Consider the following 24,352-nt stretch of genomic DNA (forward strand, 5'->3'; position numbering starts at 1 on the left):
TAATCTAGTATAGTTAAGCAATTGAAATAAGTTTATATTGTACAATTACATTCAATCAAAACTAGTTGTATTCCTGCTTATCATCTTCGAACCATTCTAAATACGTATCTATATACTATTTTTCTTTGTAACTAAAAAAGCATAAATAAGTCCATAAATAGCCACAAATGAGTAACTTAATTTATTTTCATTACTTTGAAATGCCATATAAGTATAGATTAAACCAATCATTACTAGAAGTGAACATGTGATTTTACCTCTGGTACTCATAAATCAATATCCTCTCTAAATAACCTGTAATTGTACTTACCATTCAAAAAAGAGCATAACTTTGTTGCTGGTTCACGCCCCGAACGTATTGTTGGACTTGAATTCGAGATAATCCTCAATAATACATCCTAGTTTGTTAAAGCATAATTTATCCTTGATTACTTTCTGGAGTTTTATCTATTGTAAATTCTGCCGCTATTTTGAAATCCTCATTCTCTGATTCAAATTCTTTTACAATTCGATATAATCCTTGTGTCAAATGATAATTAAGAAGTTTTGTTAGAACTTCTTGGTTGTAAGATTCATTAGCTTTTATAGAAAGTTGAATATCATTAAACTCAGTTTTTTTCTCAAAAGGTACTTCATACCAAGTACCTTCTTTAAATTTCTCTACGCGATAAAAGGTGCCAAATGATAATGGATTTGAACCTTGATTTTCAACTGTGATTTTGATCTCATTTGCTGCCATAGAATAAATACTTTTTTCTGTTTTCATAACAATCTTAGTTTCTTTATTTACGTATTCAGTTGGTAAATCACCTTCATTAGATTCTCTCTCCAATGATTGAATACTATTATCTCCATGGCAAGCAGCTATGAATATGAAAATGTGAATTAGCGATAACACAATTAAAAATCGAGAAAGATTCATAAGACACCTCCTAAAAACATTAATAAATGAATTAACTTTATATCCACTACGGAAAGGTTCCGTTTGGTTATTGTCACCGTATTCTAAGAGTACGTTAATTATAATAGCCCATGTAAAGATTCAAATTTACATTTCTTAACTAATATCAGGAACATTTACATCCTTATAATCGTAAGCATAATAGCAATTCATAAATTTTGCTTGAAAGGAGACTCCTTATGAACCGATTTATATACTACCTCCTTTGGACACTCTTATTTATTTCAGTTTTGTATTTCGGCTCAAAATGGTATTTTGAGTTAAAACAACTAGCTCAGGTCGAATATAACCCGATACCTCATTATATGTTTTCAACTCTTTTTCCAATTGTCATTGGATTATTATTAAAAGTTCCAGGTATGTGGGATCATCGTCATGTTACAAGATGGGGGATGGATTGGCCAAAATTGATCGTCATTGGTGCTCCTAGTTTATATTTTTCTGTAGGCACTCTATTAGTATTAACTAACATCATCCCTACCTTGCCACTTTTCACTTTTGCAATGACAAAAGCATTCCCATCCATCCATATTATTTCAGGGATTATTTTAGGTTATGTTATGTTAGATAGCACGAGAGTTATGAAATAAAAAATAATTTATCTTACTATATTTTGCATTTGTTGGTTCTTGTTTAGTAAAAAGACCTTAGAAAAGTTTTGTTTAAAACTTTTCTAAGGTCTTTTTCTACTTTTTCCAACTTCGCGCCCTTAACAGGAAGAATTGAATTCAAGATATTTACTAATTAGATCAACAAATACTCCCCGTTCTCCTTTTTGTATTTAACAAAAATGTATATCGAACAATCACCAATTCGAGGAAAGTGAATGAAATTATCCTTGCCCTGTCTCTTTCTAGTAAAAACAGCCTCATTTTTTATACAAATGGATCAAACGAAAAGATATAAGGAATGAGAAAAATCCCTCCAGTGCAAAGTACACTTAATCCCGCGTTTATTAAGGGAATAACTTTTCGTAAGGAATGTTCTTTCTTTATGCCTTTGCCACTAATATAAATCCCAGGCAAACCTAGTAAACATAAGTATAAAACACTATAAACATTTCCTCCACTTTTTACATACATATTTAAGATAATTAAAGCAAAAATATAGGCAATGATGAAGATACCACAAAAAAAAAAACCATACTTTCGGATTGCCGTTTATGAGATAGAATCCAAGGTAAACAACAAGATATGGTAAAACCAACATAGGAGAAGCGTGTGAAGCGCAATAAGCTCTACTGCTCCATAAGCATAATTACATTTATTCACTATCTATTTAAGGTTTTAGCACAAATATCCAGTTAATCTCTTTCTTCTTAGAAGACTGTGAATAGAGATATAAAGCATTCAGCCAAATATAGCTAAATGTATAAGTAGTATTTTACTTAAACGATTCCGCCATTTTGATTAACTGCTCTTTACTAACCTCACTTGGAGTGAGTTTATAAAAAAAGGCAATTTCATATAAGAGATCTTCGTCTTCCCATAAGATGACTCTACTACCTGGGATATACTTACCTTTTAAATCACTTCCTATTTTGATATTCTCTTTCTTTATTCCTTCTGGGTACTCAATCTCATCTTTAGTGATTTTAATTCTTAGGAACTCTTTATCCACATTGAAAAGGGTGAATTCAACTTCCTGATTATTAGAACCAAAATCGTAAAGAAACATTTCCTCAAAAGGCACTTTAGTGGGAAAACTAGCATTAAATGGCGTACTTTCCATTTTTTCCACTATTTCTGAATAGTTAAAATCATACATCTTTCCTCTTGAAACTGCCCAGCCAACCAATATTACTATTATCGCCCCTAATAAAAGTATAAATATAATGACTTTCTTTTTGTTCAATTATCCCTCTCCTTTCCATTTTATAATCCACTTAATGTTTTTCTGATTGTCCGATTAAACATTACTACCTCTGTGGTTTCATTAAAAATTTCTTCTGAAGGTTTGACGATAGGCATATGCAAAAGGTTTCGATATTCAGTTATTCTGTTAACCTGCCCGTTCGCTTAAGTACACTTCTTCATCTAATTAAAATTTTAACATAAATATCCAATTGTTAACCTCTAATTATACGATTAATAAAAATAGAAGGGCACAACCTTATTCCAGGTTTGCGCCCAAAACTGTAACACTTGAATTCAAGATAATTTGCAAGTTAAACTTTTTTGCAGCTGATTAAGAATAATCAATTTTCTATATCTTTTAAGAAATTTTCTACACCTTTTTTATATTCCTCAATTATCCCTTTACTTTTTCCAATATCTCCATTTGAGTAAGCTGGTTTAAATTTTCTAATGTATTTATCGTAAAGATTATGGTAGAACTGATGCTTCTCCTTATCGTAATTAGCTAATTGAGCACCAATCATATAGGACTGTTTAGTTAATAAGGTGCTAGCTAATGATATTTCTTCTTTATTTAATTTATTATCATTTATCTTTTCAATTCGACTTTGTAATTCATCCAAAGAATCAATATGAATTTTCAAGCTATTCACAATTTCTTGCTCAGCTTTATTATTATAATGAGAGTACACACTAAATAATATTGAAGCTATTATCATGAACACTATCAATATTAATAAGTAAGATTTAACCTTCAAAGAAAAGAACCTCCATTTCATATCTATTTTAGGTTCTCATAATATTTATATATGACTATGTACATTACTTCATAAATGGTTTCTTTATGCCAGAGCCTTGATATTAAGATAATCCATATTGTGCTATTTTAACTCGTATTCAATATATAAATGAGATTCTAAGTCTCTTTTTGAAGAAAGTATCGTTTTCTCATAATTGTATAAATTAAAATAAGGGTAGATAATACGAAAATCCATATAGGTTGTTCATAATCTCTATATAAAGGGACAATGAGTCCTAAAAGAATATACATTGATTGAAAAGCAATCATCATCCAGAATCCTCGTTTTTTCAGATTAAGATATTCCGAGATCATAATTATCACGTACACTAATATCACAGTAATTAAAATCCATCCGCCAGTACCCGTTTGAGTATAGGGTAGCGAGAATAAAAGAAGTGCTAAAAATGAAACAACATACAAAATCGATATAACGATTACTCCAAAAGGCCTTTTCAATATTAAAACTCCTCACCTAACTTTTGGAAAAAATCCTAACGTAAGCGTAGCACAACAATAATTAGTTGAGAAGCATCATGAACAGTACAGAAGTTTAATGAGACAATATTTTTTTAATCCACTTAGATTACTCAGTAGTGATCCTTCTGCAATAATCCCTCCTTCCGCCCCCACGTAAGGTTGTATTTAGTCATTTAAGTTCAAAATTAAATGAAAGTATGTTTTTTGTATGTAAAAAGACCGTTAAATTACTGTTTATTGTGGATTCGCGCCCTTATCAGGAAGACTCGAGTTCGAGATAAATTATGTGATTTTCCACTAACTTAGCCAATAGTTTAAAAAGAGCATTAAATTATTGTTCTTATATCATGTGAACCATATACAATTTCATTTAGTTTTCTTCCTAAAACCTCTACCTCAAAAGCAACCAAAAGGACCAGGAGTGATTTTAATCATTCCTGGTTTTTCTTATTGATTACGGCCACTGGATTTTACCACCCTTGCCATGTAAATTACCACTCTACGCCAAGGAATTTACCACACAATGCCAATGTATGTACCATTAATAAAGAATCCTTACAGAATAATTTGGAGGACTGCAGGATGTAGGAAACTCTTTTTTAGTAGTTATACAGATTTAAGGTAATTAAAGATTATTTTTCTCGAAACCTAGTAGATATCTTGTTTTGTCTAGGTAAGAGGATGAGGCTCTTTTCCATAAACGGTTAAGAGTTTAGATTTTAACTCCTTCGGGTAAGGCTGCCATTTCTTATACTCAATCAAATAATAGTAATTTTGTTCTATATTCTGTAGTTCATTATTTGTCATGATCACCATATCAGGCACCTCCTCTCAATCCTTATTACTCACGAATTGAAACATTCCCATAATTTGATAGGAGTTATGGATGATGCGGTCTAGTATGGCCTCTGCTATCGTTTCGTTGCTTAACTTTAGATGCCAACCGCTTGGATCAATTTGCTAACAAAAAATAGTGGGTGCTACTTTGTGCCGTGCCTCTGTAATTCCTAGTAATATAGCTGCTTCCTTAGTTGATAAGTCGGTAAGTAACCATTCATCAATAATGAGTAAATCTACTTTGATATATTTTTTAATACATTTTCGATAGCTTCCGTCTGTACTAATTTAGCTAGTGATAGTTCGTCTAGTAATTGGGGTAAGCGAATATATTTCAATTTGTAAAATTAACGGCAAGCAGATATCCCAAAAGCAATAGCTAGGAATGATGTGGAAGTGGTAAAGGTTTTGTCACTCTCTGGTAAATTATTTGTCACTTGGTGGTAAATTACATGGCAAGCGTGGTATATTTCATTGGCCGTAATCATTCTTATTTCTTTTGGTTTTTATTAAGTACAAAAACACCCGTTATTAATGTAAATGCAATAATACCAAGCAATACATTCTGAATAATTAGTTGAGTATGAATAGCTTCAAATTCATCAAAGTATGCGCCTAGCCCCTTTTTTAACATGTCAATGTGTGCCCCTACGTCAGATAATGAATTACTAATATCTGAACTAAGGCGGTTTAACTCCTGCTTAAGTTCGTCGTTCATAATAATAACCTCCTTTTAAAATAAAAATCCCCTTCTTATAATAACAAAAAACCAAATTTTCCTATATTTTGAAAAATTAGTTTTATTATAATATGGAAATGGCACACCTTTACTGTACCAAATTTATGAAGAAGGAATTTATTGTGAAGAAAGTATTATTGTTGCCCGCCTTTGTGGTTGCTCTTGCTCTGATGACAGTTGGATTTGGAAACACTTCTCATGCCGCAGAATGTCTTTGTTTCAAGGAAATATTGGCTTATGTGAAAAGGGGATTCTATACGAGGTTTTCTTATAATGTTGATTATTTTGAAAGTGTTACCGTATGTAAAGCAGTCCAAGTTGCAATAAAAAAAGAATCTCCACTTATGAAGATCCTCTTCTTCCCATTTAATTGTTTACGTTCATCCGTCCATGTCAATGCCTTTCCATATGAACAGCAATTTCTACTTTCTGATTAACTCTACCCTTTTTGCAAAGGAGTGAAGTTCTTCTGCAAAAAGGCGATTACAGTATTAATTCCTTTTGTAGCGAGAAGACAGTTGGTACCTATTTTGGTGACTTTTCTTTTTGTTATTATTCCTACGTTTTGATTATGCAGATTCCGCATCTCCGGATAAAGAAATGTCATCATCGCTACACTTTGCTTCCTCCACCCGTTTTGCTAACAACTTGACCACGCCTTCTTCAAATCCAACCGCATTACACATGACGAGATTTGGTGATTCAATGGTTTTTTGGTAATATGTGACCACATCACTTATATCATTTACTAATTTTCCTGTGAACAAGAAATGGGGCAATACATAGACCATTTGAAAAGGTTGTTGTAGCATGGCGAGAAGTGCATCTTCATATGAGGGCTCCCCGTATTTCAAGAAACAAGTGTGGAGCACAGCAGTTCCTGTCCTCTCCTGTAATGTATTTACCAACGCTTCCATTTCCTCTACCACCTTTTCAGAACGGCTGCCATGTGTTGTTAACAACACGCCTTCAGTACAGTTGCCAGCAAATCCTTTCTCTTCTAAGTTACGGATAAAAATATCTATTAGGATTTCATCAATACCTAACACGTTTCCATACGTAAATGAAACGTCAGGGTATCGTCTTTGTGCTAGTACTAATAGTTCTGGAATATCCTCTGTTGCGTGAATGCCTGATGACAATAACACTGGCATAGATATAATCTGAGTTGCCCCTTGTTCTACACAACGTTCAATCCCTTCATCAATAGAAGGGCAAGTGGCTTCTAAAAAGGCAATTTCTTGAATAGGTGCTTCTACAAACTGCATGGTTCTATGGATGAAATGTTTGAATTGAAGATTTCCATTTTCAGTACGACTACCGTGTCCGATATAAAGGATTGCTTTCATACCATGATCCTCCTTTCCAACTCACCTTTATTAATTAAACTTGTATCAGCGACCCATTCTGAATGAAAAATTGCTTAACCCCTTCCGCATCTGGGGTTTCTAAAATGGTAATGTCTTGGATTCGACAATCTCGTAGTCTCTGTGCCGTCTTCTCGTCAAAACAAAGGACTGTAAGATTGGCCAGGATCTTATCTTTTTGTTCTAGATTATCCTGTAGAATCCTCACCGATTTACTGCATGGGAATAATACTGATGTAAAGTTGGTATCTTCCAGGATTCGTTGAAAAATAGGTAGGTACGATTCATCCAATAATGTCTCATGGGTCATAAATAGCTCATATTTAGTATAATGCAGAGCAAAGCACCATTGCTGCCCATCTAGTGAACGTTCTCCGACAATCAATACTGGTTCCTGTACACCCTCTGGAACTTGCTCCGTAAAGTCCGCTCGCAAGCCATAATTTTGTAGTGCTTTTACCGTTCTTCGGGACGTGCCATAAATCTTCCCTTTTAGACTACGAATATCTTTACCAGCTCTCCATAACTCCTCAAAAAAGATAGTGGGGCTGTCTGGATTGGAAAATAAGATTGTTCCATATTGCTCAATCTCATCGAGTACACGCTCTCGTACTGGATTCATTGGTAGGGTGACTTTTTTCATTTTAGGGAATTCCACTACATCAGCTCCTAGCTCTGTCAGCTGATTGGCCAGTGTACTTGGTCCGACATCTGTACGTGCCAGCAAAATTTGTTCGCCTTGTAAAGGCTTATTTTCAAACCAAGCAATCTTTTCTCTTAAGGCCACAATATCTCCCACTAAGGTGATAGCTGGATTGGTGAATTGAACTGCTTCTGCCTTGTCAGCAATGGTAGTCAGCGTTCCTTCAAGTGTTTTCTGGCGGCCAAATGTTCCCCATTGAATTAAGATGACAGGGGTGGTAGCTGGTTTACCATGTTTAATTAGGTTTTCACATATATAGGTAAGATTGGCAACCCCCATATAAAACGCGATTGTATCCACACCTTTAGCAAGTCCCTCCCAGTTGACAGAAGGCTTTCCATCAAGTGATTTATCATGAGCCGTTACCATAGCAAAAGAACCACCATAGTCTCGATGCGTCACAGGAATGCCAGCATAGGCAGGGGCTGCAATGCCAGACGTAATACCAGGAACAATCTCATAAGAGATACCATATTCTGCGAGCGTGGCTGCTTCTTCACCTACGCGTCCAAATACATTTGGATCTCCCCCTTTTAAACGAACAACGAGATTTCCTTCGAGCGCCTTTTCGACAAGGGTTTGGTTGATGACTTCCTGACGTAACATATGACGCTTTGGAAGCTTGCCGCCGTAAATCAGCTCACAGCCTTCTTTAGCATAGGTCAGGAGCTTTGGGTTCGCCAGTCGATCGTATAAAATCACATCAGCTTTTCGAATCGCCTCCATCCCTTTCACCGTAATCAGTTTCTCATCCCCAGGCCCCGCTCCCACTAGCATTACATGTCCCTGCTTCATGTGGATCTTCCTTCCTTTATAGAATCAACTTACTCAAGCACTACAAAAATGTCATCGCCCTCAATTTCTACTTTGTACGTTTTAACTTGCCCTTCGTCTGGAGCTTGTACTTTGCCATCCACCAGGGAAATTTTCCAATCATAAACCGGACAAAAAACATATTCACCACTGACTAAACCTTCGGACAGTACGCCACCCTTTGGATGAGGGCTCCGATTATCAATCGCATATACCTTTCCATTCGTGACCTTGAATAAGGCTATCTTACGATCCATCACTTGAATCGTTTGTCCAATTCGTGGTTCGATTTCCGAATATTGAGCTACTTTCACACGCAATGTGACTTTGTTCATGTTCCTTACCTCCTACTCTTTCATGTAGTTAACACTTCTCTTTTCCCATAATAATTGTTTTGCGCAGTATCATCTTCCAGTATTTTGCTCCAAGGTTCTTCATACCGTTCTAACGTACGTGAAAGTCGAGCATTTAGTTCTACCCGCTTAGCTTCGTTCTCTAATACTTCTTTAATGTGATCTAGACCGAAACGTTCTACCCATTTTGAAGTGCGCTCTAAGTAATGCCCCGTTTCTCTGTAATATTGTAAAAAGGCTCTCGTAATCTCAAGCAATTCTTCTTTCGTTTTTACGGTGTACAATAAATCGCCTGCTCGTAAATCGGTTCCTCCGTTACCACCGACATAGATTTCCCATCCTCCATCAATTCCAACGACGCCGACATCTTTAATACCTGACTCGGAGCAGTTACGCGGACAAGCTGATACACTCATTTTTACTTTGTGAGGTGTATCTAGACGCTCAAACATTCTTTCTAATTCTTGCCCCAACCCCATCGAATCCTGAGTTCCAAAACGGCAGAATGTGGATCCTACGCATGTTTTCACTGTTCGTAGTGTTTTCCCATACGCGTATCCTGATGGCATATCAAGCTCTTTCCACACAGCAGTTAAATCTTCTTTTTTCACTCCCATTAACGCTATGCGTTGTCCACCAGTCATTTTTACTAGAGGAATGTGGTACTTCTCAGCAACTTGACCAATTCGAATTAAGTCTTGCGCTGTCGTTACTCCTCCGTACATTCTAGGAACTACAGAATAGGTTCCGTCTTTTTGAATGTTTGCGTGCATCTTTTCATTAACAAGTCGAGAGTTGCGGTCATCTTTATATTCCGGATGGACCATACCAAGATAATAGTTCAAGGCAGGACGGCATTTGGTACAGCCTTCCTCATTCTGCCATGCAAGTACGTTCATCGTTTCTTTTATGGTAGTAAGTCCTTTTTCCTTGATTTCATCTACTACCTCATCATGGCTTAATGGTGTACATCCACACATTGCTACCTTTTGTTCTGAACTATCAAACTCTTCACCAAGTGTATGCTCTAAAATATCTGCAATAATTGGCTTACAGCGTCCACAGGAACGTCCTGCATTTGTACAGCCTTTTACTTCCTCAACCGAATGAAGGCTATGTTCATGAATTGCTGATACGATGTCCCCTTTGGAAACACCGTTGCACCCACACACCATCTCATCATCTGGCATGTCGTTAATACTATGTGTTCCTTCAGCTCCAATAGGTTGCAACAACTCCATATCTGTCAAGTTTGATATATCTTCCTTGAGTGTCATGAGACGAAATAGCCGTGTACTTTCTTTCGTATCCCCATACATCACGATACCTACAATCTGGTTATCACGTAGTATCACTTTTTTATAGACACCAGCATATTCATTATGAAATCGAATAACAGTAGATGTAGCATCCTCTGTTATTTCACCAGCAGAGAAGAGATCAACACCTGCTACTTTTAACTGAGCACCTGTGACAGAACCTTCATAGGGCAATACTTTTCGGTGACAAACTTTCTCAGCCAGCACCTTTGCCTGCTCATAAAGAGGTGCTACCAATCCGTAAGTAACTTCGCGGTGCTCTGCACATTCTCCAACGGCATATACATGCGGGATACTCGTTTGCATCAGGTCATTAACGACAATACCACGGTTCACACGTACTCCAGATTCACTAGCTAGCAAGGCATTTGGAACAATTCCTATTGCCATCACGACAAGGTCAGCCTCCACTTCTGTACCATCTGTAAAACGAAGCCCTCTTACTCGCTCATCACCGAAGATTTCAGTTGTTTTCTTTTCCAATAGGAAGTTCATACCCTGGTTCTCAAGCTCTTGCTTCAACATCTCACCTGCAATAGGGTCGAGCTGACGTTCCATCAAATGACCCACCAAATGAACAACATCAACTTTCATTCCCAGGTTCAATAATCCCCGAGCTGCCTCAAGACCAAGCAACCCGCCACCTATTACGACCGCTTTCTTATACTGTCTTGCCGCTTCCATCATCGTTTCTGTATCTTGAATATCTCTAAAACCTGTAACGCCTTTTTTATCAACACCCGGCAATGGAAGCATTAACGAGGAGGATCCAGTTGCAAAAATTAACTCATCATAAGGAGTGATTCTTCCTTCATTAGATATGACTCTCTGGTTCTTGGTGTCCACCTTCACTATGGTTTCTCCAGTATAAAGAGTAATCTTATTCTCCTCATACCAGTTCCAGTCGTTTAAGATAATGTCGGATACCTCAGCATCTCCCTGCAGAACTGTTGAAAGCTGGATACGATTGTAGTTTGGATGGGGTTCTGACCCGAAAATCGTAATCTCAAACATCTCTGGACCTAGCTTCAATATTTCCTCAATTGTTCGTATCCCCGCCATACCATTCCCAATCATCACAAGCCGTTTCTTCGACATAATGATCCCTCCATTAACATTGTTCACTATTTCACATGTACAACTAGAAGTTTGCTCAATATTTCACATATGCATTTTCACTTTTTTCTTTTATCTTTAATTCTAGTTTATCTTCCATTACCACATTCATTATGTGATTTTTATCACATATTTTCGCCCTGGTTGTGAACATTTAAAGACACTCATGATTAGTATAAAAACATAATCTATTCTTTTATATATATATAATAATAAAACATATTTTTCCACAATGGTAATACAAAATGTGACTAGTTTAGGAACAATGCTTAGCCTTCCTCCTCACCAGTAAATGGGTTTAGAATCAACTCTAAAAAAGCTCAGCGCTATTTTGTTGAAGAATGTAAAAAAGACGAAATCCTTAAGATTTCGTCTTATAATTCTATCCTTATTTAAGCTATAACCTCTCATTTATGACTGATCTGATAGCACTTCTGTACGTTGTCTATTCTCAAACTTAGCAGAAAAAAAGCCTAGTAAACTTCCAAACATCGCTCCACCTAATACCTCAGCTGGTTGGTGACCTAATAGCTCCTTCAATTCCTTTTCTCTCTCCACGAATTCAAAGCTTGGAAAATCATTAGAAAGCTTAGCAAATGTGTCTTCTAAATCATTAACAAGCTTAGCAATCTCTCCTGTATGACGACGAATTCCTTGCGCATCATACATCACAATGACACCAAACACTACTGCTAGAGCTGTTTCTGTATGACGACTTCCTTTATGTGCAGCTAAATAGGTTGCCAAAGCGGAAACCCCAGCCGAATGAGAACTTGGCATCCCACCTGTAGTAGCAACTTGCTTCCAGTCCCATTTCCCTGACACCTTTTTATTGGTAAGTATTTTCAAACCTTGGGCAATTCCGATTGCTGATAACGCTGTTACCATACCCCGATTCATTTTTTGCATCATTGATTCCTCCACTCATCATTATCTATAGGCTATATTATTTTTGATTACCCTAGAGTGAGAGATTTTATTCAATAAATCATGGTAGTTACTCATTTTACATTAGGGAGGATTTGAAATTTTTGTTGTAATAGATACGCTCGTACTTTTTTTCGTTTTCATACCAAGAAGCAATACCTATCAAAAAAATAATGAATATAAGGAAGATTTAGATCCATAAAAACCAGAATCCAGACAAGTTTAACCAACCGTTGAAGCGATTAGGTCCATAGGCAATAAATTGCGTCATGCCTACCACTATTACTATTATAAGTAAGTATCCTCATCCCCTCTAAGCAAACATTTCTCCAGAACCCTCTCTTTCTTGCTTTATACCACCTTCTATAAAACCTAGCCTCACATTTATCATCCCAGATTATACGAATTACAGTTAATGGAACTGTAAATAGAACAAGTAAACCATATAACGTTAGATAGTAAATGGTATAAAAGAAGGGGATAGCTACAACCCCAATTATTGCCGTACAAAATAAAATCCATTGTGTAGATTTACGTTCTATCATTTACTTCCTCCTCTCGTGAGCACAGTGAAAACTAATAATAGGATATCATACTCCTCCCCTTATCTCTTAAAGTATAGAAAAAATTACATTCTCGGAAGATAGAATGGAAGCTATGAATCTTTCTACTGAAGAGAAAGTAGCTGAGGTGAAATTTTCAGCACAATAGGGGTTCTACACACTGCTAAGAGCGAGCAAGAACTTCAAAGAGAAAGAGCAACGAAATAAAATTCGTTGCTCTTTCTTATTTACTGCTTTGTGTGGAGAGCCATGCGGCTAAACTGATCATAATCCCACCAGTAATCCTATCGAGATTCCGTTTAACCCTTGCACTCAATCCAATACCTTTCAATTGACCGCCAATGAAAGCATAGACAGTCGCACAACAAAATTCAATCACTATATAAACAGCGCCAACGATTAAAATTTGTCCACCTACTGAAGCTGTGTTTGATGTGATAAACTGCGGAAGAAAAACGGTGAACAATAGTAAAGCTTTCGGATTCGCTGCTGCTACTATGAATTCTTGTTTGGCAAAATCCCATGGTGTTTGTGAATCATCTTTGAAGGTGTCTTCACCATTTATGTCATCTTCATCTTTATACGCAGAAGAGCTAGATAGGATGGTTTTCAATCCTAGCCAGCCTAAATACACCACCCCAATCCATTTAATACTATTAAATAGGAATGTTGATGCTTGAAGAATGGCTCCTAGACCAAGAGATACACCAATAACCATGATAGCGAAAGCAGTAAACCGACCAGTTACAGCAATAATAGCTGTCTTCGTCCCCCTTCTCAGCCCATTACGCAAGGAAAGGATTTGATTCGCTCCTGGGACAGACGCCATGAGAAAAGATGCTGGAATAAGTGCCATCCACTTCACATTCGTTATCATTTCATATAAGTCCATACTCTGTGAATGCAACAAGTATATGGAAAGAGAAAATAAACTAATAAACATGAAAACATAAAAATAATTTCTTTTAATATAAATTCCTCCCCTACTATTTCTATTTACCTTGGTAATGTTTCATAAAGCTTCTTCGTTGCCAACAAGTCATATATGGATGACCCTACGCATTTAAACAAATTCACTTGGTCAATCTCCATGCTACCTTTTTGCACCACTTCTTCGATAGTTGTAAACTCTGTTTCACCACGAAGTTCACTTGCTTTTATCATATCTCCAGATTCTTTAAGTGCAGTAGGTTGATCGACATATATAGAAGGTATTCCTTCCAAAATAGAGTCTGGAATTTCCTGCATGGTTGGATTAAACGACCCTACTGCCGTAATGTGCTTGGCTTCCCATTGGGATGGGTCGACTTCCGGAAGAACAGGTGTAGAAGAGCCAGTGGCTGTAACTATGATTTCTGCGTTATGAATTAGGTCTGTAAGGTTTGGCGTTTCTACTTTCAAATGCGGAAAATACTCCTGAACTTTCTCAGAAAAAGCAGCTACTTTCTCCTCCTTTCTACTGTACACAAATAAAGTATGGATATCTCGTACCGCCAATGCAGCTTCCAAATGAGTCCATGCTTGAACGCCTGTCCCTACTATTCCTAATGTAGTAGCATTTTCAGGAGCTAGATACTTCATTCCTAGACCTCCAATTGCCGCTGTTCTTATTCCTGTAAGTTTATTTCCATCAAACGTGATCAATGGCTCCATTGTATCTCTTTTATACAAAGTCATCGTGGAATGAACCATTGGTTTACCTATCTCATTGTTTGATGGGGAAACTCCCACTAGTTTCACAGCATAATAATTCTCATAGAAGGCAGGCATTAATAAAGCGGTCCTAGCGTCATCTTCTACATGCATCCGATCTGGGTTAATCATTCCCTGCTTATCCCTTTGACTATGAAAACGTTTATACTCTTCTATGATATCTTTTACAGTTATGTATTTCGTTATATCTTCAGATAAAAAATCCAATAATAACTCTCCTTTGCTATACGTATGTTCTTTAAATCATACCATAGAAAAAGCACGTTTCGAAAAACGTGCTTACGTGTCACTTTGCATACACCCATATTTGATCAGTTTCAAATACTCATCAATTTCCAGACTTGCTTTTTGCTGAATCTCAGCTAATGAAATGGTATTCGCTTGATATTCTTGAACGTATTTGTTTGTTATTTGTTCTAACGCCATCATGGTTAAGTTGACTACTTTTTCAGGAGATGCATGTTCCTGCAGTAAATCCTTGTCGAGTAATTTGTTTAGATATTCTTCACTATAATAATCCACGTTTTTTTGAAGTAAATGTTTCATTTCTTCTTCCATTCCAGCAGGTGGGTGGAGTACGGCATAAGTTACCAATTGCGTTTCTCTATAATATTCTATTTGCACACGTTGTTTAATTAAGATAACTTCCTTTACTCGTTCAAAGAAATCTTCTGTACGCACTTCTTTTATCTCTTTCATAATTTGATCACCGATTTGCTGGCGACAGTAATCAACTATATACAAAAATAGATTCTTCTTATTCTTGAAGTAGTGAAACAATATACCTTTTGAAATCCCAGCACGCGAAGTAATCCTATCCGTAGACGTTTTCTCAAACCCGGTATCTGAAAATTCTTCTATACATACTGAGAGAATCGCTTGCTTCTTTTCTTCCGGTAATTTTTCAAAGTTTGCATACACTGTAGTAACCTCCGTTATTAAGTTGCTATATCTTTCTTAAGGTAAAAAGCGTAAGATAACCATGTACTAATGATGGTAATGCCGATCATAATACTAAGGTAAAGTATATCAATTGCTCCTTCAGAGATAATATCAGCAGCATCCACATATTTAAATAAACTAGCATACTTTAATACTTCCATTTCTTCAGTAATACCAGATACAACACCAAAGAAATAGGATATAAGCACAAGGCCTAATGAGACAGAGGTAATGGTTCTTGATTTCTTCATCATGACAGAAAGAAGAAAAGCTACTGCCGCAAATGTTATGTGTAATAATATGGTGCCAAATATAAGAACCATAAACGTTTTCATTGGAATACCTTCGTCTGCAAATTGAAAACCTATGAGACAAACGATTACATTGATAGCATTTAGAAGGAGAATGTTGGTTAATACAGCTAACGATTTCTCTGTCATAATCCTTGTTCTTGTAATAGGTTTAGATAACAAAAATTCGATAGTTTTTTCATTCTCTTCTTTTGCAATCATGTTAGAGGCTAGCATAACAGCATAAATACTCCCTATTAGAGTGGTCATAAAATGCACTTGCATGCCATAAAAGCCTAGTAATGTACCAATGTCCAATCGGTCCATTCCAAACGCTTGTTTAAACGAGTCAGGATAGGCACTTAACAAATCATTCATAGTTTCTTGATCTTGAGTGAATTGAGGATAGATACTAAGCGTCATTAATATAATTCCACCTAAGATAATCCCCCAAATGAATAACGCCTTCGCATTTTTTCTTATCTCCCGATTGTAGATTAACATCATTTAACCTCCCCTTCCCTACTCATAGTAGTGCATAAAGACTTCTTCTAATGATGGCTCTTGAATGAGTAAGTCTTTCATGTCCAATGCTGTTAACTGATTTAATAATGGTTTGATTTCACCGCTATATAGAAACGTAATATGATCTCCATTCGTTTCCTTGTTTAATACCCCGTCAAGATCAAAATCAGCTATCTGGCTATCTTCCGAGATTAGACTTACCTTCTTTAGATTGTTCTTAATTAACGTTTCGACCTTTTCGACTGTTACAAGTTTTCCTTCTTTAATGATAGCTACTCGATCACACATTTTTTGAACTTCACTTAAGATATGAGAAGAAAAGAAAATCGTAGCTCCTTTATTACGCTCCTCTGTTAACAACTCGAAAAATATATTTTGCATAAGAGGATCCAATCCTCCAGTAGGCTCATCTAAGATTAACAACTTAGGCTCGTGAAGAAGCGCCTGAATGATACCGACTTTCTTTCTGTTTCCAAACGATAAGTCTTCTATTTTTTTATGAAGATCAAGTTGAAGCCTTTCTGCTAATTGGTGAATGCGGTTTGTGTTTTTATATTCATGAAATTTAGCAGAGTACTGTAACAAATCTATAGCTTTCATGTCATCATAATAGTGTACTTCTGATGGAAGATAACCGACTAGTTTTTTAATCTCCTTGGAATCAGAGACAATATCCTTTCCGAAAATAGCAGCAGTTCCATTTGTGGGATGGATGAAATTCAATAACGTTCTAATTGCGGTACTCTTACCAGCCCCATTTGGACCAATAAAGCCGAATATTTCCCCCTCCTCAATGGATAAAGAAACGTTCTCAATACCTCGGCTTTTTTTATAGTACTTTGTTAAATCATTCATTTCTACAGCTTTCACGTTGACCTTCCCCCTTTACAAATCTTAAATTGACTAAAGAGTCAACTTAAGATTACTCCTTGTTGACTCATTAGTCAATAGATGATTTTGTAATTTTTTTGGAGGTTATGTAACCTAATCTAATGTTGTTTTTAAAGATACAGAATTTGAGGGAAGCTTATTTAACTTTCGAGCTGTAATTTTGAAGACTTGGATTCGACACCAATTTAAGTTAGAGGGGTGTTTCCGATGATTGGGTGAGGGTAAAGATGCCCTCTGGAGCGACTTTTCCTGCTTTCGGAGCGAGATTCGAAAAACAGGAGCAACTTTCGAGATATTGGAGCGAGAATTGAGATATAGGAGCAACTTTTGAAAAATAGGAGCGACCGCGATTTTGTCGAGTGCAGAGCACTGGCCGAGTTCCCAAGTCTTCAAGATAATAGAACTATTGTGGAGTTTCAATAGTAAAAAAGAAGCTTGATTTAACAAGCTCCTTAGAGTTACTTCATATTTTATGTTATCCCCCATAAACACTTGCACACGTTCCAGCTTGTGGTTCGTAATAACAATGGTTCTTAAATTGACCAGTAAACGGTTGGCCGTACCATGATGAAGGACATTGCCCCTCTGGATTAAAATACCACAGGGAATATTTAGCTGGGTGATCTCTCCAAAATTTTAAATTTTTCTCTGCTAACCTTCTCTCAGCATCTCTGGCTCTGTTGTAAAACAGGTTCCCCTTTTGAACAGCTTCAAAAGAATAATTTCCTCCTTGCACTTGATAGATAACTTCTGAAATGGTTCTTAGATCTTTAAAATCTAAACAATCTGCTTTGGCACGATTAACTACTACATTTCCCACATATAACATGCCTTGTTTTCCTTCACCTACGGCTTCAGCTCTCATTAACCTCGCCATTAGGTCTACGTCCTTACTTGTATATTTTACTCTAGGCATTCTTTTCACCCCAAAAATAGTGTATGATAAACCCGCTTCGTTTCATGTCATTCTTTAAAAATTAAACGAGTTCTCTTCCTCAAATCATCCATCTCTTATACTTTATTCAACTGCCCTGCTTTAAGTTAACCCTATCTAACAGAAAACATATCATACAAAAAACCGTTTCTAATAAGAAACGGTTTAAAAGGTTATTGAATAAGCATTTTAGGTTAACAAAAAGCTCAAATATCCATAGGAGATAAGGTTTTCCCTGTTTCCAATAATGTTTTCAAGTTGCTAAGTATAGCTGGCCATCCATTATTCAAACCACCAAATGTATTTTCTTCATTACTAAAATCATCATAGTCAAGATTTTCATGAACCAGAGTCAATTTGACAACCTCATTCATTTGTCTAAGTTTGAATGTTACAACCAATGGTACTTCTCTTTGTTTATCATCTACATGATGCCATGTATAGGAAAGAAGTTCATTATTCTCTACCTGAAGAACTTTCCCTTCTACATCTAATTCCCCTTCTTTTGTTATAAATTGGACATTAGAGCCTTCTTTCCAATTAGATTGGATTTCTCTGCCGAAGAAATACTTGCTTGTATGCTCACCAGATGTAAGAGCTTCCCATAGTTTTTCAGGAGTCGTTAAAATGTACGTTGTGTAGACAAATGATTGCTGGTTGTTCATATTGACCTTCCTTTCTTATCCATTTAGTAGTGACTTCCATATTATATATTTCTATCATGAGGCAACATACACCTTCTGAACTTTTCATAATTTACATATAAAAAAGTTCATTAAGTACCATAACACCTTATTGATTATGGTCTGTTTTTAAATGGTTTATCTCCTCTTCTACTTTCTCCAACCTAGAATTAATATTTTCCCTATTAAGACGATGTGATTTAAGATACTTCACGCCAAAAACAATAGCAGCAACAACAATGAGTAACACAAAGGACACCAAAATCAACAAAACGATTGGCAATAGTTGTTCTACTGACATATAACCCCTCCTCAATCATTAATAAATACTTTGACATTTTTCAAAAATTGATGTAAATTACACAATATACGAACAATTTACATAAACGATAATTTAACATTCGTTTTTTAGGAGTGAAAGTCATGGAAAATGTATTTGATTACGAAGATATTCAATTGATTCCCGCTAAATGTGTAGTAAATAGTCGTTCAGAATGTGATACATCCGTTACATTGGGGAAACATTCATTCAAGTTACCTGTTGTACCAGCAAACATGCAAACGATTATAGACGAAACCATTGCCATCACCCTCGCTGAAAAAGGTTATTTCTATGTGATGCACCGTTTCGAACCCGAGAAACGAATCGCTTTTATACATGATATGAAATCCCGTGGTTTAATTACATCGATCAGTGTTGGTGTCAAGGAAGAAGAATATGGTTTTGTGAAGCAACTTTCTGAAGAAAATGCAATGCCTGATTATATAACAATTGATATCGCTCACGGACACTCCAATGCTGTGATTGAAATGATTCAACATATTAAGCAGCAACTGCCAGAGACCTTTGTTATTGCTGGTAATGTTGGAACACCTGAGGCTGTTAGAGAATTGGAACACGCAGGTGCAGATGCGACCAAAGTAGGGATCGGCCCTGGTAAAGTATGCATAACTAAGATTAAAACAGGATTCGGCACAGGAGGATGGCAGCTAGCAGCGCTTCGTTGGTGTGCAAAAGCAGCAACAAAACCAATTATTGCAGATGGTGGCATTCGTACACATGGAGATGTCGCAAAATCTATTCGGTTTGGCGCAACGTTTGTAATGATCGGCTCTTTATTCGCAGGTCATGAAGAATCTCCAGGCGAAACAACAGAGAAAGATGGCAAACTGTATAAAGAGTACTTTGGTTCCGCTTCAGAATTTCAAAAAGGTGAAAAGAAAAACGTAGAAGGTAAGAAAATGTTCGTGGAACACAAAGGATATTTACAAGATACGTTAAATGAAATGGAACAAGACCTACAATCTGCAATATCTTACGCCGGAGGTTCTAACCTAGAAGCTATTCGCCATGTTGATTATGTGGTTGTGAAAAATTCAATTTTCAATGGCGATAAAATCTATTAATCACGTACTTTGGCAAACGTTCTCTAATAATCTTTAGATGCTTACTTCATAAAGTAAGCATCTTTTTTATTAGTTCGACGAACACGTATTCTATTCCTCTATTATAAGAAGCTTACTAACAATTTAATATGTACAAGAAATGAATGACAGCTAAACATAAATTCCATATAACCTTAATAAAAAAAGACTGCCCAAACGTTATAGGCAGCCTCCTTTAACATCCAAATAAGAGGTTAGCTCTAAGCTAGAATTATTGCATAAGCACACTATCCTCAATCTGTTTCATTTCATAGAAATATCCTTGTTGATTCACTAACTCCTGATAAGTCCCCTCTTCAACGATTTCACCTTGGTCCATGACGATGATGTGATCCATTTGTTCTAAACCATTCAATCGATGGCTAATCAACAATAGCGTATCTTGTTCCGCCAAGCGTAAAATATGTTGGAAGATGGAGTGTTCCGTAACGACATCCACAGAAGAGGTCGGTTCATCCAATAACCATACGGATGCTTGTTTGAGAAAGGTCCTTGCAATAGCAAGGCGTTGTTTTTCTCCACCAGATAAGTTTTCTCCTTTTTCGAGAACCTTTTGATCTAGAGAGAATTGATCTAAATGCACCTGTTGCAAGGCTGCTTTCATTTCTTCATCTGTTGCCTCTGTTTTAGCAAGCAACAGGTTGTCCCGAATGGTTCCGTAAAAGAAATGATTTTCTTGCAAGACCACATTCGTATGGGCCCAAATATCTTCTTGAGCAACGTGTTTGATATCGTTTCCTCCCAGTAAAACCTCTCCCTCAACTGGCAAGTGAAATTTTAAGAGCAATTGCAAGAGAGTAGATTTACCTGAACCACTCGGTCCAACAATTGCCGTTTTAGAGCCTGGGGGAAGATGGATGGAAAACGAATGAATAGAAGAACGGGCTTCTTCGGGAAAAGCAAAGGAGATATTGTTTGCCTTTATATCAAATGCTTCCGTCTCAGGAAGATGCCATTTGTTCTCCTGTTCTTCGCTACTGTCTTCCTCTTCGACATCCTGCAATCTAGTAGCAGCCCTGCGACTATCCTCCAAATATCCTGGTAGCACAGCCATAGGCGTCGCATTTTCAAATACGGTTAACGAAATCATCACAAGCATCGCTAGGAAAATACCGTCCAATTGATTCGTTGTAACCAAATAAGCCCCCACTACAATAACGAACCAAGAAATGAGTAAAGAAACCCCCGTATGCAGGGATAGATTTAATCTCTCGACGATTCCTTCTCGTTCCTGTTCCCTAAGGTAGTCTGAGGATTTGTGCTGTAAATGATCCAATTTTTCCGGTAGCTTTTGATGAATTTTTAAATCACGGAAGCCATAGAGAAATTCCGTTACATCGGTCGATAACTTCCCTCTCTTTTCTCTTATCGTACTCTCTATCCTACGCTGCTTCCATGCAAATAACGCAGGAATAACCACGCCTGTTATCATCAATCCTACTAACAAAATGAGAGCGATTGATAGAGAATAAAAGGTGGTAAATAAAATCGTACTTACAAATACCAGAACAAGTAGAATAGGTGGATAAAACACTCTTAAAAAGAAATATTGAAGCCGGTCAATATCTCCAACAACTCGTGCTAACAACTCCCCACTCTGTTGCCTCTGCAAGATGGAAGGAGCCAATGGCTCGATTCTCTCAAAAAACTTCACGCGCAATTTACTTAAAATCGTAAAAGTAGCTCGATGGGAAAAGTACCGCTCCAAATATCGCCCAAATGCTCTCATAAACCCGGATAACTTTAAAAAGGCGATCATTAAAGAAAGCGTATAGAAAGGTGGTTTCAGCGCTGCTTTTGAAATCAGATATCCACTGGCTGCAAACAGAGCAACTGCTGTCAATCCTGCAATAACTCCAAATAGCACAGAAAGAATAACATCTCTTTTCTCTGTCACAATCTCTTTGATGACATATTGTAAATCCTTCATAGCGTTACGCTCCTCTTTTGCACATTCACCATATCTTGATACACGCTTGTTGTTTGTAGTAGCTCCTCATGTGTGCCTTTAGCAACAATAGTTCCTTGTTCCATTACCCAAATTTCATCTGCTTGGCGGATCGTATGCAGACGATGTGCAACTGTAATCATCGTTGCTTGCTTAGATAAGGTTTGGATAGACTGCTGCAAGATCTGTTCCGTAAAGAGGTCAAGTCCTGTTGTAGGTTCATCAAATATGATAAAGGACGGCTTCTTTAAAAAAGCTCTTGCTAAAGCGACTCTCTGTTTCTCTCCACCCGAGAGTCCTCTGCCTCCTTCACCAACGATGGTGTCATACCCTTGAGCGAGACCATTCACAAACCCTGAAATCCCAGCCTGTTGACCTGCTTCTTCTATTTCATTTCTGGTAACATCTTTTCTACTACCTAACGCTATATTTTCTGCTAATGTTCCAGAGAAAATATAGGGATGCTGTGATATATAGCTGATTTGCCCTAACCACTCTTCTTCTTGATACTCATTCAATGAGGCATCATTCACTTTTAATTCACCTGAGGTTGGAGGGAGCAATCCTGCCAATAGGTGTAACAGGGTTGTTTTCCCAGCCCCCGTTTTTCCAACTATCGCTATTTGTTTGAAGGCTGGAATTTCAGCCGTAACAGGAAGTAACTCAAAGCCATCTTCCTCGTACTGATAACCAACATGATCGAGCATGATATGAGGTGGTTCTGTTAAGTGACGAAGGGTCTTATCTCCCCAATGCACAGGCTGAATGTCCTGTTGCAATTCTTCATTAACTTTATTAGCTGCTCCCATACTTCCTCTACCCGTATGAAATGCACTTCCTAGATCCTTAAGAGCTAAATAAAATTCTGGAGCTAGTACCAAAATAAAGAATGCAGGGACAAACGTAATAGTTTCAAACACAACTAACTGCAATCCAATCTCTAAAGCAATAATACCGATACTTAGCATAGATATTAGCTCAAGCATTAAGGAAGAAACGAAGGCCACTTTTAAGACTTCCATTGTGGCATCCCTGAAGTCTAAGCTACTTTGTTCTATAGACTCTTTTTTTTGGTTACTTCTTCCGAATAGCTTTAACGTTGTAAGACCTTGTAACGTATCTAAAAAATGGCCCGAGAATATTGCCATTTTATCCATTTGCTCCTCTGATTTTTTCTTTGTCATAATGCCTATGATGGCATAGAACAGAGGTATAAAAGGCGCAGTGACCATCATAATAACGGCAGATGGAAAATGCTGAATGGCTACCACAATTAAAATACTTAAAGGTACTATTGTAGATTGGATTACTTGAGGAGCATACTTGCTGAAATAGCTATCCAATTCATCAACCGAATCCATGGTTACACTAACTTTATGACCAGATTGCCCTGCAATGGAAGCTTGTAAAGGATTAGATGAGAATTTCTCAAACAATTTTTCTCTAAACTTCCTTTTCATAGTCGTCGCCATCTTTACGCCTATCCATCCATTAAGATAGGTAAACCCAACTCTTGCTAAAAGAGCAATCGCAAGCCAAATGGCCAATGGTATAATCACTTCAAATGAAGCTTGTTGTAAAAAAACGAAATCCACGATTCTAACTATCAAATAAGCTTGAGCAATGACACTCAAGGCTAATCCACTAGAGCTTACAATTAGCCATATCCGTGACCCTTTCTGCTCTTTAGCTAACTTTTTTAAATCATTCATAAGACATTCCCCTTATACAAACCTTAATAAATATAGGTTTCTAGGCAAGCTTTTGTGAAATATTTCACATTGAATACATAATTTTATTTTATTCCATATCTATACCTTATGACAAGTAAACCAACCTATCCAGTGTTTTTATTATTTGGAAAAGGTTTTAACGCTATTCTTTTATGAAGTAGAGATCTAATTCCCTTTTCTCTGTAAACTTTATTCATCAAGGATTTATGGCAGTTTTTATGTTATAATCATGCCCTTTATTTTTAGAATAGGAATATTATTCATTCTATAAACGTTACTATCTCTTTATTAATCCCTTACAATAAGCTAGACTTCTAACTCTATTCTTAAAAAATGAGTAATAGAGTAATGCATCATTTATTCTACAAACATTATATCCATCCAACCTTTACAATTTAAATAACATAACTTGTA

The 24,352-nt window shown here is 36.7% G+C and carries 25 protein-coding genes and 1 pseudogene; 3 read left to right on the forward strand and 23 right to left on the reverse strand.

The window, feature by feature from the left end; genetic code table 11:
* Window positions 1-418 precede the first annotated feature (418 nt).
* Entirely contained in the window at window positions 419-922 is a 504-nt protein-coding gene (locus N782_RS06595) for an immunoglobulin-like domain-containing protein (protein ID WP_036817665.1), read from the reverse strand.
* A 218-nt stretch (window positions 923-1,140) separates the two neighbouring features.
* Here N782_RS06595 and N782_RS06600 point away from each other — a divergent pair, with 218 nt between their 5' ends.
* Complete coding sequence (locus N782_RS06600) at window positions 1,141-1,551, forward strand: hypothetical protein (RefSeq protein WP_036817668.1); 411 nt, start codon at window positions 1,141-1,143, stop codon at window positions 1,549-1,551.
* 793 nt (window positions 1,552-2,344) lie between these two features.
* On the opposite strand, the gene N782_RS06605 is transcribed toward N782_RS06600, so the two are convergent.
* From N782_RS06605 to N782_RS06625, 6 genes and pseudogenes are all read right to left on the reverse strand, one after another.
* Entirely contained in the window at window positions 2,345-2,815 is a 471-nt protein-coding gene (locus N782_RS06605; protein WP_036817670.1) for a DUF4367 domain-containing protein, read from the reverse strand.
* 343 nt (window positions 2,816-3,158) lie between these two features.
* Window positions 3,159-3,536, reverse strand: coding sequence for a hypothetical protein (locus tag N782_RS06610; protein ID WP_161783078.1), 378 nt, complete (start codon window positions 3,534-3,536; stop codon window positions 3,159-3,161).
* 197 nt (window positions 3,537-3,733) lie between these two features.
* Entirely contained in the window at window positions 3,734-4,075 is a 342-nt protein-coding gene (locus N782_RS06615) for a hypothetical protein (RefSeq protein ID WP_036817673.1), read from the reverse strand.
* A gap of 690 nt (window positions 4,076-4,765) precedes the next feature.
* Entirely contained in the window at window positions 4,766-4,912 is a 147-nt protein-coding gene (locus N782_RS21775) for a hypothetical protein (protein ID WP_202595672.1), read from the reverse strand.
* 15 nt (window positions 4,913-4,927) lie between these two features.
* Window positions 4,928-5,322: pseudogene (locus N782_RS20970) on the reverse strand (ATP-binding protein); the annotation flags it as partial.
* A 101-nt stretch (window positions 5,323-5,423) separates the two neighbouring features.
* Window positions 5,424-5,651, reverse strand: a complete 228-nt coding sequence (locus N782_RS06625; protein ID WP_036817677.1) for a hypothetical protein — start codon at window positions 5,649-5,651, stop codon at window positions 5,424-5,426.
* Between the two features lie 143 nt (window positions 5,652-5,794).
* Here N782_RS06625 and N782_RS06630 point away from each other — a divergent pair, with 143 nt between their 5' ends.
* Entirely contained in the window at window positions 5,795-6,109 is a 315-nt protein-coding gene (locus N782_RS06630) for a hypothetical protein (RefSeq protein WP_036817679.1), read from the forward strand.
* Window positions 6,110-6,241: 132 nt separating this feature from the next.
* Here the strand turns inward: N782_RS06630 and N782_RS06635 are convergent, their stop codons facing one another.
* The 14 genes from N782_RS06635 to N782_RS06700 form a co-directional block, all read right to left on the reverse strand.
* Window positions 6,242-7,021, reverse strand: coding sequence for a sirohydrochlorin chelatase (locus N782_RS06635; protein ID WP_036817680.1), 780 nt, complete (start codon window positions 7,019-7,021; stop codon window positions 6,242-6,244).
* Window positions 7,022-7,055: 34 nt separating this feature from the next.
* The gene (gene cobA, locus N782_RS06640; protein WP_036817682.1) at window positions 7,056-8,537 is read right to left on the reverse strand and encodes a uroporphyrinogen-III C-methyltransferase; all 1,482 of its coding nucleotides are present in this window, start codon (window positions 8,535-8,537) and stop codon (window positions 7,056-7,058) included.
* A gap of 29 nt (window positions 8,538-8,566) precedes the next feature.
* Entirely contained in the window at window positions 8,567-8,890 is a 324-nt protein-coding gene (gene nirD, locus N782_RS06645; RefSeq protein ID WP_036817683.1) for a nitrite reductase small subunit NirD, read from the reverse strand.
* A 20-nt stretch (window positions 8,891-8,910) separates the two neighbouring features.
* The gene (gene nirB / locus N782_RS06650; protein WP_036817684.1) at window positions 8,911-11,325 is read right to left on the reverse strand and encodes a nitrite reductase large subunit NirB; all 2,415 of its coding nucleotides are present in this window, start codon (window positions 11,323-11,325) and stop codon (window positions 8,911-8,913) included.
* A gap of 429 nt (window positions 11,326-11,754) precedes the next feature.
* Window positions 11,755-12,252, reverse strand: a complete 498-nt coding sequence (locus tag N782_RS06655; RefSeq protein WP_036817685.1) for a divergent PAP2 family protein — start codon at window positions 12,250-12,252, stop codon at window positions 11,755-11,757.
* Window positions 12,253-12,512: 260 nt separating this feature from the next.
* Entirely contained in the window at window positions 12,513-12,815 is a 303-nt protein-coding gene (locus tag N782_RS06660) for a hypothetical protein (RefSeq protein WP_036817686.1), read from the reverse strand.
* A 241-nt stretch (window positions 12,816-13,056) separates the two neighbouring features.
* The gene (locus N782_RS06665; protein WP_052111206.1) at window positions 13,057-13,776 is read right to left on the reverse strand and encodes a LysE family translocator; all 720 of its coding nucleotides are present in this window, start codon (window positions 13,774-13,776) and stop codon (window positions 13,057-13,059) included.
* Window positions 13,777-13,829: 53 nt separating this feature from the next.
* Window positions 13,830-14,753, reverse strand: a complete 924-nt coding sequence (locus N782_RS06670; protein WP_036817694.1) for an ornithine cyclodeaminase family protein — start codon at window positions 14,751-14,753, stop codon at window positions 13,830-13,832.
* 72 nt (window positions 14,754-14,825) lie between these two features.
* Window positions 14,826-15,467 (reverse strand): TetR/AcrR family transcriptional regulator, encoded by a 642-nt coding sequence (locus tag N782_RS06675; RefSeq protein WP_036817696.1) that lies wholly within the window; start codon window positions 15,465-15,467, stop codon window positions 14,826-14,828.
* 17 nt (window positions 15,468-15,484) lie between these two features.
* A complete protein-coding gene (locus tag N782_RS06680; protein ID WP_036817698.1) occupies window positions 15,485-16,282 on the reverse strand; it encodes an ABC transporter permease subunit in 798 nt (265 codons plus the stop codon).
* 18 nt (window positions 16,283-16,300) lie between these two features.
* Window positions 16,301-17,173: an ABC transporter ATP-binding protein gene (locus tag N782_RS06685; RefSeq protein WP_152600729.1), complete on the reverse strand. Its 873-nt coding sequence runs from the start codon at window positions 17,171-17,173 to the stop codon at window positions 16,301-16,303.
* A gap of 496 nt (window positions 17,174-17,669) precedes the next feature.
* Complete coding sequence (locus N782_RS06690) at window positions 17,670-18,110, reverse strand: cell wall hydrolase (RefSeq protein ID WP_036817700.1); 441 nt, start codon at window positions 18,108-18,110, stop codon at window positions 17,670-17,672.
* A 224-nt stretch (window positions 18,111-18,334) separates the two neighbouring features.
* A complete protein-coding gene (locus N782_RS06695) occupies window positions 18,335-18,793 on the reverse strand; it encodes an SRPBCC family protein (protein WP_036817703.1) in 459 nt (152 codons plus the stop codon).
* A gap of 127 nt (window positions 18,794-18,920) precedes the next feature.
* A complete protein-coding gene (locus N782_RS06700) occupies window positions 18,921-19,112 on the reverse strand; it encodes a hypothetical protein (protein WP_036817705.1) in 192 nt (63 codons plus the stop codon).
* A 122-nt stretch (window positions 19,113-19,234) separates the two neighbouring features.
* On the opposite strand from N782_RS06700, the gene guaC reads away from it, so the two are divergent.
* Window positions 19,235-20,218 carry a GMP reductase gene (guaC, locus tag N782_RS06705; RefSeq protein ID WP_036817711.1) on the forward strand — a complete coding sequence of 328 codons (984 nt, stop codon included), beginning with the start codon at window positions 19,235-19,237 and terminating at the stop codon, window positions 20,216-20,218.
* A gap of 250 nt (window positions 20,219-20,468) precedes the next feature.
* On the opposite strand, the gene cydC is transcribed toward guaC, so the two are convergent.
* Together cydC and cydD are read right to left on the reverse strand one after the other, a co-directional pair.
* Window positions 20,469-22,187 (reverse strand): thiol reductant ABC exporter subunit CydC, encoded by a 1,719-nt coding sequence (gene cydC / locus N782_RS06710; protein ID WP_036817713.1) that lies wholly within the window; start codon window positions 22,185-22,187, stop codon window positions 20,469-20,471.
* A complete protein-coding gene (cydD, locus tag N782_RS06715) occupies window positions 22,184-23,917 on the reverse strand; it encodes a thiol reductant ABC exporter subunit CydD (protein ID WP_036817715.1) in 1,734 nt (577 codons plus the stop codon). Before cydD ends, cydC begins: the two co-directional genes overlap by 4 nt.
* Window positions 23,918-24,352: the final 435 nt, after the last annotated feature.

This window comes from Pontibacillus yanchengensis Y32, from assembly GCF_000770635.1.
In the GTDB taxonomy this organism is placed as follows: domain Bacteria; phylum Bacillota; class Bacilli; order Bacillales; family BH030062; genus Pontibacillus; species Pontibacillus yanchengensis.

What these genes read in the sequence shown, in the direction of transcription:
- N782_RS06595 (WP_036817665.1), bottom strand. Translation starts at nt 922, where the DNA reads ATGAATCTTTCTCGATTTTTAATTGTGTTATCGCTAATTCACATTTTC.
- N782_RS06600 (WP_036817668.1), top strand. Translation starts at nt 1,141, where the DNA reads ATGAACCGATTTATATACTACCTCCTTTGGACACTCTTATTTATTTCA.
- N782_RS06610 (WP_161783078.1), bottom strand. Translation starts at nt 3,536, where the DNA reads ATGATAATAGCTTCAATATTATTTAGTGTGTACTCTCATTATAATAAT.
- N782_RS21775 (WP_202595672.1), bottom strand. Translation starts at nt 4,912, where the DNA reads ATGGTGATCATGACAAATAATGAACTACAGAATATAGAACAAAATTAC.
- N782_RS06625 (WP_036817677.1), bottom strand. Translation starts at nt 5,651, where the DNA reads ATGAACGACGAACTTAAGCAGGAGTTAAACCGCCTTAGTTCAGATATT.
- N782_RS06635 (WP_036817680.1), bottom strand. Translation starts at nt 7,021, where the DNA reads ATGAAAGCAATCCTTTATATCGGACACGGTAGTCGTACTGAAAATGGA.
- cobA (WP_036817682.1), bottom strand. Translation starts at nt 8,537, where the DNA reads ATGAAGCAGGGACATGTAATGCTAGTGGGAGCGGGGCCTGGGGATGAG.
- nirD (WP_036817683.1), bottom strand. Translation starts at nt 8,890, where the DNA reads ATGAACAAAGTCACATTGCGTGTGAAAGTAGCTCAATATTCGGAAATC.
- nirB (WP_036817684.1), bottom strand. Translation starts at nt 11,325, where the DNA reads ATGTCGAAGAAACGGCTTGTGATGATTGGGAATGGTATGGCGGGGATA.
- N782_RS06655 (WP_036817685.1), bottom strand. Translation starts at nt 12,252, where the DNA reads ATGCAAAAAATGAATCGGGGTATGGTAACAGCGTTATCAGCAATCGGA.
- N782_RS06660 (WP_036817686.1), bottom strand. Translation starts at nt 12,815, where the DNA reads ATGATAGAACGTAAATCTACACAATGGATTTTATTTTGTACGGCAATA.
- N782_RS06665 (WP_052111206.1), bottom strand. Translation starts at nt 13,776, where the DNA reads ATGTTTATTAGTTTATTTTCTCTTTCCATATACTTGTTGCATTCACAG.
- N782_RS06680 (WP_036817698.1), bottom strand. Translation starts at nt 16,282, where the DNA reads ATGTTAATCTACAATCGGGAGATAAGAAAAAATGCGAAGGCGTTATTC.
- N782_RS06690 (WP_036817700.1), bottom strand. Translation starts at nt 18,110, where the DNA reads ATGCCTAGAGTAAAATATACAAGTAAGGACGTAGACCTAATGGCGAGG.
- N782_RS06695 (WP_036817703.1), bottom strand. Translation starts at nt 18,793, where the DNA reads ATGAACAACCAGCAATCATTTGTCTACACAACGTACATTTTAACGACT.
- N782_RS06700 (WP_036817705.1), bottom strand. Translation starts at nt 19,112, where the DNA reads ATGTCAGTAGAACAACTATTGCCAATCGTTTTGTTGATTTTGGTGTCC.
- guaC (WP_036817711.1), top strand. Translation starts at nt 19,235, where the DNA reads ATGGAAAATGTATTTGATTACGAAGATATTCAATTGATTCCCGCTAAA.
- cydC (WP_036817713.1), bottom strand. Translation starts at nt 22,187, where the DNA reads ATGAAGGATTTACAATATGTCATCAAAGAGATTGTGACAGAGAAAAGA.
- cydD (WP_036817715.1), bottom strand. Translation starts at nt 23,917, where the DNA reads ATGAATGATTTAAAAAAGTTAGCTAAAGAGCAGAAAGGGTCACGGATA.